Below are 18,756 nucleotides of genomic sequence, written 5' to 3' on the forward strand. Positions count from 1 at the left end.
CAAAGGCTTATCTATTATATTATTCTTCCTCCTGCCCATTCATAGCTCTTAAAAATATTTGATAATCGAGCATTGTTACAAGTTCAAGACCACAACTTAATCTTACTGTAGTGGAATAATCTTCTTTATCTAAAGTCAAAGAAGTAATATGATTTACTGCTACAGCAATATCTTCATAAACGACTTTACCATTTTTTTTAACTGTTGTAAAACTAATTGTTTTCATTTTTAATTATTGTTTTTAAATTTTGACCAAATTAATTAATTTATAATGCGCTTTTTAAAAACGGTATAATTATTTATTCTTTTATAGCAATTGACAAAGTGAAATTAAAATTATTGGCATTATATTTGAAAAACTTTAGTACGTTTAATCTTAACATAAAAACCATGAAAAAAATTACTTTTTTATTATTTGCAATGTTTACCGTTTTAGTTCATTCTCAGGAAAAGAAATTTTTTCAATCTTCTCCTGAAAAATTAACTGCTGAACAGTTAGTATTTATTACTAGCGTAAATAAATATTATCCTGAATTTGCTTTAGTTAAAAATATAGTTAATATATACAGCCCAGAAAAGGAAATAGCTGAGAGTTATATTGAATATCCGAAACCACCTAATGACTGTGACGATTATTTAATAACTTTACAATCCGATAATAAACGATTAGATTACGAATTTAATTATGGTGCAGGTAACGGTAATTTAATTAATAGAGGTTCAATTTACATTGTTGGCACAGATGTCTATAAAGTAGATATCTCAATAAAAGGAAAAAGTAAAAACTTTTTTCAATTATATAAAAATGGTAAGGAAGTCTTTAGCGAGAATCCCTATAAAGGTCTTAACTAAAAAATCAAAATATGACATTTCAAGAAGCATTAGAAGAAAAAAAAGAAATTGGTGATGTTACAACAGTCCATGGCTTAGAATTTAAAGTGTACGTTTCCCCGTACAATCTTGCAGATTTTGAAAATTGGAGAGATTTTTATTTTAAAAATAATTTTGATTTTAATGCTGTAAAATTCACTGATGAAGTCGCTAAACTATATTCTACAGATTCACGATTTAAAGTTTATGGTCTTTACCAATTAGGAACAATAATATCGACGCAAGTATTAAAAGATTATTAAAAGAAACCAGTAAATAAACCCCAATAAAACGGGGTTTTTTTATGTTCAAAATTTTTCTGCTTTAAGATTTGTATAATTAGAATAAAGTGTATATCATTACAAAACGAAAGTTCTATGATAGAAAGGAATAACAAAGCGTTGAAAACCAAAAACTTAACGGTTTTAAAGTGTATATAATGTGAACTATAATTTATATTATGTAAAATAGAATATTTAGAAACCTACCCAATATATGTATGAGCAATTAAAATGTTATTAAAAGAATTATTGGTTCGTTGTTTCTTATGCAGTCTTCTTATTTTGAAGAAGATTATTTAGAATTTCAATAACTTTTACAGTTTCAAACCATAAAAAACACTTTTTAAAGCCTGTGTACCAGTAAACTTTAACATTTCCTTAAAATAATCACATTCTCGCAAAGATGCTTTCATTGTAAGACTTTATTTTATTATTTTTACATTCGATACTTCAAAAAAATTATCAAACATATGAATACAATCGCTGAGCATATTGCAGATTTTTTAAAAGAATACCCACCATTTGATAATTTAACTTTTCAGGAATTATCTGATATTGCTACGAATATTCGTGTCATCAATTTAGAGAAACACGCTGTATTATTTCAAATCAATGATTTGCTTCATGATAGCTTTTATGTTGTAGCTTCTGGTGTCATAAATTTAACTACAATTGCAGATGCCGAAGAAACTATTATAAACAAATGTCATGAAGGTGATATTTTTGGCTTACGTCCGTTTTTTGCCAAGAATAACTACATGATGACAGCAAAAGCACGTGAAGAAAGTATTATTTATGCGATTCCAATTGCTGTATTCAGACCTTTTGTTGCAAACAATTCAGATGTTTTAAACTTTCTGTTAGAAAATTTTGCAATCAATTCAAGACACGCAAAAGATAATGTAAATTCTAACGGAAAATTAATTTCTGACACTGCATTCTATGTAGATCAGCAGTCAGAAATGCAATATATTCAATCACTTGCCTATAATACTTCTCCATTAACAACTGAATCAGACAAGATTATCAAAGATGTTGCAATCCTGATGACAGAATCTATGGTTGATAATATTGTGATTTGCGAAAAAAACAATCCAATTGGTATTGTAACCAATGCTGATTTATCATCAAAAATTGCGACAGGCCGCTATCCTATCACAGAATCAATTGACAAGATTATGTCTTCGCCAGTGGTAACGGTGATTGAAAATGTATCATTGGCCGAAGCACAATTGTTGATGCTGAAACATAATGTGACGCATTTATGTGTTACTAAAGATGGTACAAATAAATCTGCTGTTAAAGGAATTATCTCTGAGCACGATTTAATTGTGGCACAAGCCAGTAATCCAGGTGTTTTGATTAAAGAAATTAAACGCTCTCAGCTTCCAAAAGATCTAAAACAAATACGTGATCGTTTGGCTGACCTGATTCAAAATTCGATTCAGAAAAACATTCCTATTTCTCATGTGAGTAATATTGCAAGTGAAATAAATCTGGCGATAATAAAACGTGCTGTCGAATTGTCTATTTTAGATTTAGGCTCACCTCCTGCCCGATTTGCATGGTTAAGTATTGGTAGTCAGGGACGAAAAGAGCAATTATTACTTACAGATCAGGATAGCATTCTGATCTTTGAAGATGTTGCACCTGACAAATACAGAGAAGTAAAAGATTACTTTTTAAGACTGGCAAAAAGAACGACTTCGATCTTAGAAAAAGTCGGTTACGAATATTGTCCAAACGGACATATGGGAAGTAATATGCTTTGGTGTAAATCATTGACAGACTGGACGAAACAATACAATAGCTGGATGAATACTCCAGGTGAAAACAGTAATGATTTGAGTAGTATTTTCTTTGATTATGAAATTGTTTTTGGAGAACCAAAAATTGAAGAAGTAATCGAAAGTGTTATTTTTAAAAACGCAGTAAATAATACTTTATTCTTTGACTTTTTAGGAAATGATGCTTTAAGGAGAAATTCACCACTGAGCTTTTTCAAAAAGTTTATCGTAGAAGAAGAAGGTCCTCAGAAAGACAAATTTGATATCAAAACCCGTGCATTGATGCCGTTAATTGATTCTGCACGTTTATTGATTTTGAATGCCAATATTAAAGGAATAAAAAACACCTACTTAAGATTCAAGCAATTAGCCATAACAGATTCTAAGAATGCTGAAATATATTTGAGCTGTGCCGAGGCGTTTTTGACCTTGTCAAAATTTAGAACTGTTGAAGGATTAAAGAACGATGATTCCGGACAATATATTAATTTGCGAGAAATGTCTAAAACAGACAAAGAAAAGTTAAAAAATGCCTTAACCCCAATGAGAGACCTTGAGGAACTGATTAAGAGTAAATTTCAACTTACACAATTCTCATAAGTATGCTAGACTGGATTAAAAATATCAACAAAGAGTATCCGGATTTCTGGAAAGAATACTTAACTAAATTTGAAACAAAACCGAACCGTTTTGTAGTTTTATCTACAGAAACTTCGGGATTGAACCCTTCGAAAGATGTTATTTTATCTCTGGGTGCTTTTTCTGTAATTGACGACGGAATTGTTATAAAAGATAATTTTGAAGCCGTTTTACTGCAATACAAATTTTTGCAGGATAACGGACTTTCGAATGAATTCATCATTGAAAGTAAAATGATCAAAATGCCTGAACCGGATGCTATTGAAGCATTTGTAAATTTTATAGGCAATTCTATTTTGGTTGGTCATCATATCAATTTTGATATCGAAATGCTAAATGCCGCTTTAGAACGTCTGGATTGCGGAAGATTAAAAAATGAAGCTTTAGATGTCGACATGATGTATCGCAAATTAATGGATATCAACGACAAACAGTTTTCTCTGGACGATCTAAGTGAAATTTATAAAATTCCAAAAAGCGACAGAAACTCTTCTTCTGAAGACGCTTATAAAATTGCGCTCTTGTTTTTGAAATTAAAATCGAGATTGGGGATTAAGTAAAATTTTTAAACCATATAAGTTATTATAAGGAAATTTAAGTTTAGAATCTCTGCCAAGTATAAAAAGATTAAAATGTCAGACTGAGCGAAGTCGAAGTCTCGCTAAGTGATTCAACGCATTTTTGTCATCCCGAGGAACGAGGGATCTTCGTAGGTAGTTCGACAATTTACAAAAATCACTTTGTGTTAGTTTCTTGTGAAGATCCCTCGTTCCTCGGGATGACAAGATTGTGGCTACTTTGACAAAAATCATCTAGATAAAACATATAAAAAATGCCTCTTAAAATCTAAGAGGCATTTTTATTTCTATTTAGTTCAGAATTAAGAAATTCTTTCTTTCATAATCTCTTCTACAATTTCCGGATTTAATAATGTTGAAGTATCTCCAAAATTAGAAAAATCTCCTTCTGCTATTTTACGTAAAATTCTACGCATGATTTTTCCTGAACGTGTTTTTGGCAGACCGGAAACAAACTGAATTTTATCCAATTTTGCAATTGGTCCAATGTGGTCAGAAATATACTGATTAATTTCTTTTGTTAAGTTAGCTCTGTCTCTGTACTCTCCGGTTTCTTTCAGGATTACAAAACCATACAAAGCATTTCCTTTTATTTCATGTGGGAATCCAACAATCGCAGACTCTGCAACTGCAGGATGCTCGTTGATAGCATCTTCAATTGGCGCTGTTCCCAGATTATGTCCTGAAACAATTACAACATCATCTACTCTACCCGTAATTCTATAATACCCTACTTCATCTCTTAAAGCGCCGTCTCCTGTAAAATATTTACCCGGGAAAGCAGAGAAATAAGTATCCTTATAACGTTGGTGATCTCCCCAAATAGTCCTTGCAATTCCTGGCCATGGAAATTTAATACACAAACTACCTACAACTTGATTTCCTTCGATTTCATTGCGTTTTTCATCCATTAAAACTGGCTGGATTCCCGGTAATGGCAAAGTCGCATATGTAGGCTTTGTAGGCGTCACAAAAGCAATTGGCGAAATCATGATTCCACCTGTTTCTGTTTGCCACCATGTATCTACAACGGGACATCTCTTGTCTCCAACGTGGTCATTAAACCAGTGCCACGCCTCTTCGTTGATTGGTTCTCCAACAGATCCAATTACTTTTAGCGATTTTAGAGGATATTTTTGGATATAATCTAAACTTTCTTTTGCTAAAGAACGAATTGCTGTTGGTGCTGTATAAAACTGAGTTACTTTATGTTTTTCGATAATTTCCCAAAAACGGCTGAAATCAGGATAAGACGGAACACCTTCAAAAATTACAGTTGTTCCTCCATTCAATAATGGTCCGTATAATATATAAGAGTGACCTGTAATCCAACCGATGTCAGCAGTACACCAGAAAATATCATTTTCTTCATGACTGAAAACATTTTTAAAAGTATAAGCAGTATACACCATATATCCGGCTGTGGTATGTACCATTCCTTTTGGTTTTCCTGTTGAACCTGAAGTATACAAAATAAACAAAGGATCTTCAGCATCCATAATCTCAGCAACACTATTATCCAGTGCCTGATCTAATAAAGGCTGCAACCATTCGTCACGTCCTTCTTTCATTTTGATCTGAGTATTGGTTCTTTTTACAACCAATACTTTAGAAACAGTCGGACAAGTCTCTAATGCTTCGTCTACAATTCCTTTTAGGTCAATGTTTTTGTTTCCTCTGTAACCTCCATCAGAGGTAATTACCATTTTGCATTCGCAATCGTTGATCCTTGCAGAAACTGCCGAAGCTGAAAATCCTGCAAAAATAACGGAGTGAATAGCACCAATTCTGGCACATGCCAAAACAGAAACAGCTAATTCAGGAATCATTGGTAAATAAATACAAACTCTGTCTCCTTTACGAACACCTTGCTCACGCAAAACATTCGCCATTTTCGAAACTCTTTCGTAAAGTTCGTTATATGTTATATGTAAAGCACTTTCAGAAGGATCATTCGGTTCAAAAATAATAGCCGTTTTTTCTCCTCTTTTACTTAAGTGTCTATCAATGCAATTTTTGGTAATGTTAACTTTTGCTTCAGTAAACCATTTCACTTCGGCATCAGCCATATTAAAATCAACTACTTTTTCCCATTGTTGGTACCAGGTAAAATTTTCCTCAGCTATCTTCCCCCAAAACTTCCTTGGCTCCCTTATTGACTTATTGTAATGTTTAAAATATTGTTCTAAATTTTCAATTTTATAATAACTCATACGTTTTTGGAATTTTTTTATAAATGTATTAAATATCAGCGTATTCTTAAAATTATTTAATTCATAAATTTTACCAAAAAAAAACACATATTAAAAAAAATATTGTCTTTTTCTATATATAATACAAATTTTTACTTTTTCGAACAAAAAAGCGTATCGCAAAAAAGGCACAATAAATGAATATCATGCCTTTTATTTTTAACAATTTCAATAACAATTAATTTTGTAATTCTGCATTACAATGCTTGTTCCTATTTTGAAAATAGTAGCATCTTTATTAATTAAAATGAAACTTCAACAAGTATACTTATTACTAAACATACCCCTTCATTAGGGATTAGCTTCACTTAACTTAGTTATTTACAGAAGTTAAGTGAATGCAATATGCATCTATATCCATTTTTCTTAATAAGTGCTTACTAATTCAAAATATTACATAAAACAGAGATACAGTGCAAATCCCACATTCGAACGTGTGGTAATTCCCAATTTATTATCCAATTTTTTTCATTGCAGTCATTGATTCTCTCAACCATGTTCCTACTTCTTCGATAGGATGTTGACGAATTTCTTTGTTTACTGCAATTAAAATAGCATTGTCTACTCCGTTAGAAGTTGAGAATGGTTTTCCTATAATGTTAGTTTCAACAGTTTTCATGTATTCAGTCAATAATGGCTTACATGCATGATCGAATAAGTAACAACCATATTCTGCTGTATCAGAAATAACACGGTTCATTTCGAACAATTTCTTTCTTGCAATTGTGTTTGCGATTAATGGCAATTCGTGTAATGACTCATAATAAGCTGATTCTTCGATTATACCTGCTTCTGTCATTGTTTCAAAAGCCAATTCTACACCAGCTTTTACCATTGCAATCATCAATACTCCGTTATCAAAATATTCCTGCTCTGAAATTGGAGCATCTTGTGGAGCTGTTTTCTCAAAATTAGTTTCTCCTGTAGCAGCTCTCCATGTTAATAAATTTTTATCGTCATTAGCCCAGTCAATCATCATTGTTCTTGAGAATTCTCCTGAGATAATATCATCCTGGTGTTTTTGGAACAACGGACGCATAATGTCTTTTAATTCTTCTGCGATTTCGTAAGCCTCAATTTTTGCAGGGTTTGAAAGACGATCCATCATATTCGTAATACCACCATGTTTTAAAGCTTCTGTGATAGTTTCCCATCCGTATTGAATTAATTTTGAAGCATAAGCAGGATCGATTCCTTTTTCTACCATTTTATCAAAACATAAAATAGATCCGGTTTGCAATAATCCGCAAAGGATTGTTTGCTCACCCATTAAATCTGATTTTACTTCAGCTACGAAAGATGATTTCAAAACTCCAGCTTTATGTCCACCAGTTGCTACAGCGTAAGCTTTTGCCTGATCTAAACCAAAACCGTTTGGATCATTCTCCGGGTGAACTGCAATAAGTGTTGGTACACCAAATCCTCTTTTATATTCTTCACGAACTTCAGATCCCGGACATTTAGGCGCACACATAATAACTGTGATGTCTTTACGAATCTGCATTCCTTCCTCAACAATATTAAAACCGTGAGAATAAGACAAAGTAGATCCTTCTTTCATTAATGGCATAATGGCGGTAACTACAGCAGTATGCTGCTTGTCTGGTGTTAAGTTACAAACTAAATCAGCAGTTGGAATTAATTCTTCATAAGTACCTACTTTAAATCCGTTTTCAGTAGCATTTTTATAAGAAGCTCTTTTTTCAGCAATTGCATCTGCACGTAAGGCATATGAAATGTCTAAACCAGAATCTCTCATGTTTAAACCTTGATTTAAACCTTGTGCACCACAACCTACGATGACAACTTTTTTTCCTGCTAATGCTGAAATTCCGTCTGCAAATTCTGATTGCTCCATAAATTCGCAAACTCCTAATTGTTCTAATTGTAATCTAAGTGGTAATGTATTGAAATAATTTGCCATTTTGTTTTTAATATTTAATGAATTGTAAATTATAATAATTGAGTTAATAAGTAAGTTAAAATGATACTATTTGAATGTTTCTAATAATGTTGAAATTTCCATTTTTTCTTTAGAAACCGATATTCTTCCCGAACGTACAAATTGCATAATGCCGTAAGGTTTAAATTTTGCATATAATTCTTCTATTTCTGAACGTCTTCCTGATTTCGAAATCACAAAGAAATCACGGGAAACAGTAACAATTGTAGATTGGCTGTCTTTGATGATATTCTGAATTTGTTTTTCATCAAACAGCAAACTTGAAGCTATTTTGAATATTGCATTTTCTAAATAAATGGTCTCTTCATCTGTATGATAAAATGCTTTTATCACTTCGATTTGCTTCTCTATCTGGCCTACAATATTCTTAACCCATTTTTCTGTTGTTTCTACAACAATAATAAATCTGGAAACATTCTCTATTTCTGATTCTGAAACGTTTAGACTTAATATATTAATGTGACGCTTTAAGAATATACCTGATATTCTATTTAGCAATCCAACATTATTTTCTGAATATACCGATATGGTAAATGTTTTATCTTCCATTTGTTTTTAGTTTATTTTGTTTCAGGTTTCACGTTTCAAGCTCTACAACTTGAAACAAAATAAACCTGAAACTTGAAACTTCTTTTTTAGCTTAATCTAATTTCAGAAACACAAGCTCCTGTTGGAATCATTGGGAACACATTGTTCTCTTTCTCTACCATAACTTCCAAGAAATATGAATCTTTTGAAGCCATCATTTCTGCAACAGCAGCATCTAAATCTTCTCTTTGTGTTACTTTTTTAGACTTGATATAATATCCTTCGGCAATTGCAACAAAATTTGGATTGATCATATTTGTCGAAGCGTATCTGTTGTCAAAAAACAATTCCTGCCACTGACGAACCATTCCTAAGAATTCATTGTTTAAGATCACAATTTTTACAGGTACTTTAGTCTGAAAAATAGTTCCTAATTCCTGAATCGTCATCTGGAAACCTCCATCACCAATAATAGCCACTACTTCACGATCCGGTCTTCCCATTTTGGCTCCAATTGCAGCCGGCAAAGCAAATCCCATTGTTCCTAAACCTCCGGAAGTTATATTGCTTTTTGTTGAATTAAATTTCGCATAACGACAAGCAAACATTTGGTGTTGTCCAACGTCAGAAACTATAATAGCATCACCTTTTGAGTGTTTGTTAATCATTTCCATGGTTTCACCCATCGAAATACCTTTATTATTGGTTGGGTTTAATTCTTCTTTTATAACAGCATCAAATTCTATTTTATCGAATTCCTTAAATTCATTGTGCCATGACTCATGAGAATTCTTTTCGATCAAAGGCAATAGCGCGTTCAAGGCTTCTTTTACATCTCCTAAAACTGCCACTTCCGTTTTTACGTTTTTATCTACTTCTGCAGGATCAATTTCAAAGTGAATTACTTTTGCCTGTTTTGCATAAGTCTTCAAACTTCCTGTTACACGGTCATCAAAACGCATTCCCAATGCAATCAGAACATCACATTCGTTTGTCAGTTTATTGGGTCCGTAATTTCCGTGCATTCCTAACATACCAACGTTTAACGGATGATCTGTTGGCAAAGCTGACAATCCTAAAATTGTCCAGCCTGCAGGAATTCCTGATTTTTCAATAAAAGCTTTAAGCTGTTCTTCGGCCTGACCAAGAATGATTCCCTGACCAAAAACAATAAATGGTTTTTTGGCGCTATTAATCAAAGCTGCAGCTTCGGCTACTTTATCTAATTTTAATTTCGGAACCGGCACATAACTTCTAATTCCGGTGCATTTTTCATAACTAAATTCAAACTCATCAAACTGAGCGTTTTTAGTAATATCGATTAATACAGGTCCCGGACGTCCGGAACGTGCGATATAAAAAGCTTTCGCAATGATTTCAGGAATTTCTGAAGCTTCAGTTACCTGATAATTCCATTTGGTAACCGGAGTCGAAATTCCAATAATATCCGTTTCCTGAAAAGCATCAGAACCCAACAAATGTTTCCCAACCTGTCCTGTAATACAAACCATTGGTGTAGAATCGATCTGAGCATCTGCAATTCCGGTTACTAAATTTGTAGCTCCGGGACCTGAAGTTGCAATTGCAACCCCAACTTTTCCTGTAGCTCTGGCGTAACCTTGCGCCGCGTGCGTTGCACCTTGTTCGTGACGAACTAAAACATGGTGTAATTGATCCTGAAATTTATATAATTCGTCGTAAACAGGCATTATGGCTCCTCCAGGATATCCGTAAACCAAGTCTACTCCTTCTGCTAATAAACATCTAATAACGGCTTCTGCCCCTGATATTTTTATCTTTCCCATTTTGGTATCTTTTTCTTCAATCTCTCCCACAAATGAAGGAGAGTTCAGATCTATATTGTTGTCTTTCAATAATTCCTTCATCTTTTTTTGAATTTTGAAATTAAATTTTGAAATTGTAATTGAATACTATTTATCAGTAACGCAACCTGTAGAAGCGCTTGAAACCGATCTTGCGTATTTAAGCAAAACTCCTTTGGTAACTTTTAAAGGAGGCTGAACCCAACTCGCTTTACGAGCTGCAAATTCTTCGTCAGATATCTTCAGGTCAATGGTATTTTTCACGGCATCGATTGCGATTAAATCACCATCTTTTACCAGAGCAATACCACCACCATCATATGCTTCCGGTGTAATATGTCCTACGACAAAGCCATGTGAACCTCCGGAGAATCGGCCGTCTGTGATAAGAGCACAGCTGCTTCCTAATCCGGCTCCGATAATTGCAGATGTAGGTTTCAGCATTTCAGGCATTCCCGGACCACCTTTTGGTCCACAATACCTGATGACGACTACATTACCCGGTTTTATCTTTCCGGCCTCAAGACCAGGTATTACTTCAAACTCTCCTTCGAAAACTACAGCAGGACCTTCGAAATATTCTCCTTCTTTTCCGCTAATTTTTGCAACAGCACCTTCAGAAGCAAGATTTCCGTATAAAACCTGAATATTTCCTGTTGGTTTTAAAGCTTTCTGAATTTCATGAATAACTTGTTGCCCGTCTTGTAAATCCGGAGTAGTTGCTAAATTCTCCGCTACTGTTTTTCCGGTTACAGTCAGACAATCTCCGTGAATTAATCCTACTTTTAATAAATATTTCATGATAGAAGGAATACCTCCCACTTCGTGAATATCTTCCATCATATATTTTCCACTTGGCTTCATGTCCGCCAATACTGGTGTTTTATCATTGATTGCCTGAAAATCATCCAGGGTAATTTCGATATCTACCGCGTGGGCCATTGCGATTAAGTGCATAACTGCATTTGTAGAACCTCCTAGAACAGCAACAATAGTTATTGCATTTTCGAAAGCTTTGCGAGTCATGATGTCTCTTGGCTTAATATCTTTTTCTAATAATATCTTAATAGCTTCTCCTGCTGCAAGACATTCGTCTCTTTTGTCCTGACTTAAAGCAGGATTAGAAGAGCTGTAAGGCAAACTCATTCCTAATGCCTCAATTGCTGAAGACATTGTATTTGCAGTATACATTCCGCCGCAAGCACCTGCTCCGGGACATGCATTCTGAATAACACCTTTAAAATCTTCCGGAGTAATTTCGTTTTTTACTTTTTTCCCTAAAGCTTCAAAAGCAGAAACAATATTCAGGGATTCACCTTTCCATTTTCCGGAGTGAATTGATCCTCCGTAAACCATAATAGATGGGCGGTTTAAACGTCCCATAGCGATTAATGCTCCAGGCATATTTTTATCACAACCAGGAATTGCTATAATACCATCGTACCATTGTGCGCCTGCAACTGTTTCTATAGAATCTGCAATTACATCACGGGAAACCAATGAATAACGCATTCCTTCAGTACCATTCGAAATTCCGTCACTAACACCAATAGTATTAAAAATAAGTCCGACCAGATTTGCATCCCAAACACCTTTTTTGACATCTTTTGCTAAATCATTCAGGTGCATGTTACAAGTATTACCATCGTAACCCATGCTCACAATACCAACCTGAGCCTTTTTCAAATCTTCTTCAGTTAAACCAATACCATACAACATCGCTTGCGCCGCAGGTTGTGTTTGATCTTGAGTGATGGTTTTGCTGTACTTATTTAATTCCATTATGTGTTAATTTATTTTAATTTTTGTTCAAAAAAAAACCTTCCAGTACTTGGAAGGTTTCTAATATATTTTTTCAATTATATTTATACCATTCCCGATGCAGATGTGTGAATCACATTGACAACAACGACAGAAGTAATAATAATTGAGATTTGCATCATTTATTTTTTTAGTGTCACAAAAGTATGAAAACTTATACGACTAAAAAAATAAAATCTCAACATTTCACATACTTCTTGTTATTTATTTCATCATTTTAATAAAAACCTTAAACAATTGTCGACTGACCAATATGAACATTGTCATTATTAAAATAAAGCAAGTCATCTTTGCTGAAAATAAAATTAGAAACAAACTCCCCTACTTCATTTGTACCGAATTTTGAATCTGGTTTCAGGTCAATTGTAACGACTTTATATTCGATTGCTTTTTCAACCGCCTGATAAATTACATTTGCTTCTTTGAATAAACCAAAATGTTCTAACAGCATCGCCGCTGATAAAATTGAAGCAATTGGATTGGCAATATTTTTTCCTTTTGCCTGAGGATAAGAACCATGAATTGGCTCGAAAAGTGCATTTTTTTCTCCCAAAGAAGCTGAAGCCAATAATCCGATAGATCCTGTAATAACACTTGCTTCATCTGATAAAATATCTCCAAACAAATTCTCTGTCAAAATCACATCAAATTGTTTTGGATTCAAAATCAATTGCATTGCTGCGTTATCCACAAATAAAAAATCTAAAGCTACATCCGGATAATTAAGGCTTACTTTCTGAACTACTTTTCTCCATAATCTTGAGGTTTCCAAAACATTTGCTTTGTCAACCATTGTCAGCTTTTTGCGTCGGTTTTGTGCTGACTTAAAAGCTAAATGTGCAATTCTGGTAATTTCTTCTTCTGAATATTCACATAAATCCGAAGCATGTGTTCCTTCTTCATTTAATGTCTTTGCTCCAAAATAAGCACCACCGGTTAATTCTCTGAATATAGTAAAATCAGCTCCGTCGATAATTTCTCTTTTTAAAGGGGAAGCATCAATTAATGATTTGTACGGTTTTATAGGACGAATGTTTGCAAACAGACCTAATTCTTTACGAAGTTTCAATAATCCCTGCTCCGGACGAACTTTTGCATTAGGATTATTGTCATATTTAGGATCTCCAATTGCCCCAAACAAAACGGCATCTGTATTCAGACAAAGATTTAGTGTTTGCTCCGGCAGCGGATTTCCTGTTTTGTCAATAGCAATTGCGCCCATAAGAGCTTCCTCAAAAACAAATTCATGATTGTACACCTCGCCTATTGCATATAATGCTTTTTTGGCCTGTGCGATTACCTCTGGTCCAATTCCGTCTCCTGGTAAAACTGCTATTTTCAAATTCATAATGCCTCGTTCTTTATGTATTTAAATTTTGATTTTTTCTCTTTCTTCTTTCTTCTGTTCTCTTTTCAACTAGCTTCTTACTAAATCTCCTTCGATTTTAGAAGCTTCAATAATTTGATGAATATCTGCATCGATAACTTCTTTTTTGATATCAGCAAATTTCAAAAATTCAATGTATACAATATCCAATTGCACTTTTGTCAATTCGTAACCTACCTTTTTAGCACGGTAAGCCAAAGCAGCTCTTCCGCTTCTTGCTGTCAGGATAATTGATGATTCGTTTACACCAACATCAAGCGGATCCATGATTTCGTACGTTGCTCTGTTTTTGATTACACCATCCTGGTGAATTCCTGAGCTGTGTGCAAAAGCATTAGCACCAACAATAGCTTTGTTTGGCTGCACGATCATTCCCATACTTTCAGAAACCAATCGGCTCATTTCGTTTAATTCTCTTGTATTGATATTGGTATCAAGATTTAAGTAAGGGTGTTGTTTAAAGATCATTACTACTTCTTCAAGTGCTGTATTTCCTGCTCTTTCTCCTATACCATTAATAGTACATTCTATTTGTCTTGCTCCATTTATAGCACCTGCAATAGAGTTTGCAGTTGCCATTCCTAAATCATTATGACAGTGACATGAAAGGATCACGTTTTCGATTCCTTTTACGTTTTCTCTTAGATATTTAATCTTCGCTCCGTATTCTTCCGGTAAGCAATATCCTGTTGTATCAGGGATATTCAATACGGTAGCTCCGGATTTGATCACTTCTTCACAAACTTTCGCAAGGAATGCGTTATCTGTTCTTCCGGCATCTTCTGCATAAAACTCAACATCTTCTACATAAGATTTTGCATGAGCTACAGCATATTTTGCTCTGGCGATAATATCTTCTCTTGTGGTATTTAATTTATGGAGTATGTGAGATTCAGATGTTCCGATTCCTGTGTGGATTCTAGGTCTTTTAGCATGCTTTAAGGCAGCTGCAGCAACATCAATGTCGTTTTTTACGGCTCTTGTTAGTCCGCAGACGGTTGCATTTTCTACAATTTTACAAATCTCAGAGACCGATAAAAAATCGCCCGGACTTGACACAGGAAAACCTGCTTCGATAACGTCAACTCCCATTTTATCAAGTCGTTCTGCGATAACTAATTTTTGCTTAGTATCTAACTTACATCCTGGAACTTGTTCGCCGTCGCGCAAAGTGGTGTCAAAAATTTGAACTTTCTCTCTATTCATATTCATTTATTTAATGTAATTTCACATCTTGATAACAAATATATATTGTACTTCTTCAGTACGAAATTCATTTTAATGAAATTATACTGTTCATAACGCAATTTATAACGTGTTAATCTACTAAAAACCAATAAGTTATATTATTATATTTTACAATGGCTAACCATCAAAAAGATTTCTTATTTGTATTAATAAAATCACTTTCTAAATCCGAAAAAAGACAGTTTAAGATTTTTGCAAGCCGTTTAGAGACGAGTTCTAATACTAAATTCATCGAATTATTTAATATTTTAGATAAATCTGAAAACTATGATGAAAAGCTTATTCTGAAAAGCGGGATCATTAAAAAAGTACAGCTATCTAACTTAAAATCATACTTATACAAACAAATTCTGGTAAGTATCAGATTGAATATTCCGAGTCAGAACATTCGTTATCAATTACGGGAACAGATAGATTTTGCAGGTATTTTATACAATAAAGGTTTATACAAACAGAGTTTGAAAATTCTGGACAAGACAAAAATCATTGCGCTTGAAAATGATGAGAAATATATGGCGTATGAGATTGTAGAATTCGAAAAACTAATCGAATCACAATATATTACCCGTAGTATTCAGGGACGTGCCGATGAATTGGTGATTCAGGCTAAAGAATTGAACTATCGCAATACAATCTCCAGTAAATTATCTAATTTATCACTTCAGCTTTACGGAATCATGTTGAAAACCGGTTATGTAAAAAATGATGAAGAGTATACTTATATTGATGATTATTTTAATAAACATATTGCGAAACTGGATGAAAGCAAATTTGGCTTCCGCGAGAAATATTGGTTTTACAACGCCAATCTATGGCGAAGTTTTCTAGTTCAGGACTTTCTGGCGAGTTATAAGTTTGCTTATAAATGGGTAAGATTGTTTTACGATAATCCGAACATGATTTATCAGAATCCGGTGTTTTTCCTTAAAGGAAACCATTATTTTCTGGAGTCTTTGTATATGTTGAAATACAAATCGAATTTCAAAAAATATTTAACGCTTTTAGAAGAAACAATTGAAGATCCTAAATTCCCGGTAAACGATAACATTGCCTCGCTTTCATTTTTATATCTTTATAACAATAAGCTGAATTATCATATTCTGGAAGGTACTTTTGCAGAAAGTGAATATTTGATTCCTGAGATTTTAGAGAAGATTAAAATTCACAGCGAACATCTTGATGAACATCACGAGATGTTGTTTTTCTATAAAATTGCTTCTATTTATTTTGGAAACGAGAAGTACAATGAATGCATTTATTATCTGGATAAAATCATCAACAACAGAAACTTAAGCATGCGTGAGGATTTAATGTGTTTTGCGAGACTTTTGTCTTTGATCGCGCATTATGAATTAGGAAAGGATTATTACCTTGAAAATCACCTGAAAAGCACTTATAAGTTTCTGCTCAAAATGAACGACTTACATGAAGTTCAAAAGGAAATCATTAAGTTTCTGAGAAACTTAAATAACTTTTATCCTGCGGATATTAAGAAAGAATTCAAAAAAATGCATGCCCGTTTTGTTGAACTTGAAAAGAACACTTACGAAAAAAGAGCTTTCTTGTATCTGGATATCATTTCTTGGCTGGAAAGTAAAATAGAGAATCGCAAAATTGCTGATATTATTAAGGAAAAAGCAAAATTGAATAGCCGTTAGGCGGGCAAAATTCCAAAAAACAAAAATCCAAAATTCCAAAAAGGTCTAAAAAAACATGGTTTTCAGACCTTTTTTTTATTTCTCCCTCAGTCGAAATCACACACTTTACACTAAAAACTAAACCCTACATGTTTCAAAAAACTGTAGGGTTTACCAATAAAACGTAAAAAATCCCAGACTCCAACACAATTGGAATTTGGGATTTTTTTATCTTGGAATTTCTAAAAAATTTATTCCACAATATTAGAGCTTTTTACATAGAAATTTTTATCTACTTCAACTGTACGTTTGTCGCTTGTCGTTTTTTCTGACTTCCATTCTGTCGTGGGTTTCAACCATATTTCTTCGCCGTTTAGGATTACTTTTACCGGCATATCAAATTTCGCAACACAGTTGGTCCAGTGATATCCAAAAGATCCGTTTTTAAAAATATATTCAAAAACCGGAATTTGGGTTGTGGTTAAATACTGCGCAAAAACCCTGTTAAAATTGATCCCTGATTGCATATTGATATACTCCTGAATTTGTTTACCTGTAACAGTTTGATGGTAAAAAGTACTGTTTAAACCTCTTAAAATTGATTTCCATTTTGCATCATCATTAATCACCTGACGAATCATATGCAGCATATTAGCACCTTTTGGATACATATCTCCGGATCCTTCATTATTTACATCATAATGACCAATAATAGGTTTATCATTCTGAATGTTTCTTCTGCACCCGATCACATATTCTGCGCCTGCATCTCTTCCGTAATAATATTCAACAAAAAGGCTTTCAGAATAATTAGTAAAGCTCTCATGAACCCACATATCTGCAATATCTTTATAGGTAATGTTATTGGCAAACCATTCATGTCCGGATTCGTGAATAATTATAAAATCGAATTTTAATCCCCATCCGGTACCGCTTAAATCTTTCCCGCGGTATCCCATTTTATAATCATTCCCGTAAGTCACACTGCTTTGATGCTCCATTCCTAAATAAGGTGCTTCTACCAATTTATAGCTGTCTTCGTAAAACGGATACGGTCCAAACCAGTTTTCAAAAGCTTTTAGCATCCTTGGAGCGTCTTTAAAATGTTCTTTTGCAATTGCCAGATTATCTCTTAAAACATAGTAACTACAATCTAAATCGCCTTTTTCTCCCTTATACTTCTCAGAAAAATTTACATAATCGCCAATATTGATATTAACACCATAATTGTTAATTGGGTTCGAAACATACCAATTAAAAGTTTTCGTGCCGTCTTTTTCTTTTTTAACGCTTTTCAGCCTTCCATTAGAAACATCCGTTAAATCTCCCGGAACATTCACACTAATCAGCATATTTTCGACTTCGTCATACATATGGTCCTTGTTTGGCCACCAGACACTGGCGCCTAATCCCTGACAAGATGAAGCAATAAAGTCTTTTCCGTTTTTATCCTTTTTCCAGGTAATTCCACCATCCCAAGGCGGATTGACAGCTTCTTTAGGTTTTCCGCCAAATGAAATTACGATTTCGTTTGTCTCACCCACTTTTTGTGCCGCTGTTAATTGAATGAAAAAAGCGTTTCCGTCTCTTTCAAATTTCAATTCTTTTCCATCTTGCGTTACTTTGTAGATCTGCATAGGTTCCTGCAAATCAATCTGCATTTTATTGTAGTCTTTTAAAACTGTATAACGAACAGTATTTGAACCTGTAATGGTTTTGTCTTTTGGATTTACTTTTACATCTAAATGATAATATTTTAAATCCCACCAAACTCTTTCTTTTGTAATGCTTCCGCGTAAAGAATCCTGATGCGTAAAAATCGCTTCTGATTTATTCAAAAGTCCCTGAGCATTAGCTGTAAAACCAAACAAAAAGGCGATAAAAACGCCGCCAAAGTATTTTTTCATACGAAGTAAATATTTTCTTTTAAACGATATTAAGA

General features: G+C 33.7%; 14 protein-coding genes. 5 read left to right on the plus strand and 9 right to left on the minus strand.

The genetic code is table 11. The features are described from left to right. Positions 1-19: 19 nt before the first annotated feature. The gene (locus B0A67_RS16235; protein ID WP_072963396.1) at positions 20-226 is read right to left on the minus strand and encodes a hypothetical protein; all 207 of its coding nucleotides are present in this window, start codon (positions 224-226) and stop codon (positions 20-22) included. Between the two features lie 164 nt (positions 227-390). Between B0A67_RS16235 and B0A67_RS16240 the strand changes: the two genes are divergently transcribed. The 4 genes from B0A67_RS16240 to B0A67_RS16255 all read left to right on the plus strand — a co-directional run bounded on the left by B0A67_RS16240 (position 391) and on the right by B0A67_RS16255 (position 4,137). After that, positions 391-852 carry a hypothetical protein gene (locus tag B0A67_RS16240; protein WP_072963400.1) on the plus strand — a complete coding sequence of 154 codons (462 nt, stop codon included), beginning with the start codon at positions 391-393 and terminating at the stop codon, positions 850-852. 11 nt (positions 853-863) lie between these two features. Next, positions 864-1,133: a hypothetical protein gene (locus B0A67_RS16245; RefSeq protein ID WP_072963403.1), complete on the plus strand. Its 270-nt coding sequence runs from the start codon at positions 864-866 to the stop codon at positions 1,131-1,133. 488 nt (positions 1,134-1,621) lie between these two features. Continuing rightward, complete coding sequence (locus B0A67_RS16250) at positions 1,622-3,538, plus strand: DUF294 nucleotidyltransferase-like domain-containing protein (RefSeq protein WP_072963406.1); 1,917 nt, start codon at positions 1,622-1,624, stop codon at positions 3,536-3,538. A gap of 2 nt (positions 3,539-3,540) precedes the next feature. Then, positions 3,541-4,137: a 3'-5' exonuclease gene (locus B0A67_RS16255; protein ID WP_072963409.1), complete on the plus strand. Its 597-nt coding sequence runs from the start codon at positions 3,541-3,543 to the stop codon at positions 4,135-4,137. A gap of 320 nt (positions 4,138-4,457) precedes the next feature. Here B0A67_RS16255 and acs read toward each other — a convergent pair whose 3' ends face one another. The 7 genes from acs to B0A67_RS16290 all read right to left on the minus strand — a co-directional run bounded on the left by acs (position 4,458) and on the right by B0A67_RS16290 (position 15,135). Beyond that, positions 4,458-6,368 (minus strand): acetate--CoA ligase, encoded by a 1,911-nt coding sequence (acs, locus tag B0A67_RS16260; protein ID WP_072963591.1) that lies wholly within the window; start codon positions 6,366-6,368, stop codon positions 4,458-4,460. A 493-nt stretch (positions 6,369-6,861) separates the two neighbouring features. Further along, positions 6,862-8,331, minus strand: coding sequence for a ketol-acid reductoisomerase (ilvC, locus tag B0A67_RS16265; protein ID WP_072963412.1), 1,470 nt, complete (start codon positions 8,329-8,331; stop codon positions 6,862-6,864). Between the two features lie 66 nt (positions 8,332-8,397). After that, a complete protein-coding gene (gene ilvN, locus B0A67_RS16270; protein ID WP_072963415.1) occupies positions 8,398-8,919 on the minus strand; it encodes an acetolactate synthase small subunit in 522 nt (173 codons plus the stop codon). A gap of 86 nt (positions 8,920-9,005) precedes the next feature. Further along, positions 9,006-10,703, minus strand: a complete 1,698-nt coding sequence (gene ilvB, locus B0A67_RS16275; RefSeq protein WP_072963594.1) for a biosynthetic-type acetolactate synthase large subunit — start codon at positions 10,701-10,703, stop codon at positions 9,006-9,008. Positions 10,704-10,829: 126 nt separating this feature from the next. Beyond that, positions 10,830-12,503, minus strand: a complete 1,674-nt coding sequence (gene ilvD / locus B0A67_RS16280; protein ID WP_072963418.1) for a dihydroxy-acid dehydratase — start codon at positions 12,501-12,503, stop codon at positions 10,830-10,832. Between the two features lie 268 nt (positions 12,504-12,771). Beyond that, entirely contained in the window at positions 12,772-13,890 is a 1,119-nt protein-coding gene (gene leuB, locus B0A67_RS16285) for a 3-isopropylmalate dehydrogenase (protein ID WP_072963421.1), read from the minus strand. 69 nt (positions 13,891-13,959) lie between these two features. Continuing rightward, positions 13,960-15,135: a 2-isopropylmalate synthase gene (locus B0A67_RS16290; protein WP_072963597.1), complete on the minus strand. Its 1,176-nt coding sequence runs from the start codon at positions 15,133-15,135 to the stop codon at positions 13,960-13,962. A gap of 155 nt (positions 15,136-15,290) precedes the next feature. Here B0A67_RS16290 and B0A67_RS16295 point away from each other — a divergent pair, with 155 nt between their 5' ends. Then, positions 15,291-16,835: a hypothetical protein gene (locus B0A67_RS16295; RefSeq protein WP_072963425.1), complete on the plus strand. Its 1,545-nt coding sequence runs from the start codon at positions 15,291-15,293 to the stop codon at positions 16,833-16,835. A gap of 230 nt (positions 16,836-17,065) precedes the next feature. Here the strand turns inward: B0A67_RS16295 and B0A67_RS16300 are convergent, their stop codons facing one another. Continuing rightward, entirely contained in the window at positions 17,066-18,721 is a 1,656-nt protein-coding gene (locus B0A67_RS16300) for a M1 family metallopeptidase (RefSeq protein ID WP_072963428.1), read from the minus strand. Between the last annotated feature and the right edge of the window lie 35 nt (positions 18,722-18,756).

Origin of the sequence: Flavobacterium aquidurense (assembly GCF_002217195.1) — a bacterium.
Classification (GTDB): Bacteria; Bacteroidota; Bacteroidia; order Flavobacteriales; family Flavobacteriaceae; genus Flavobacterium; species Flavobacterium frigidimaris.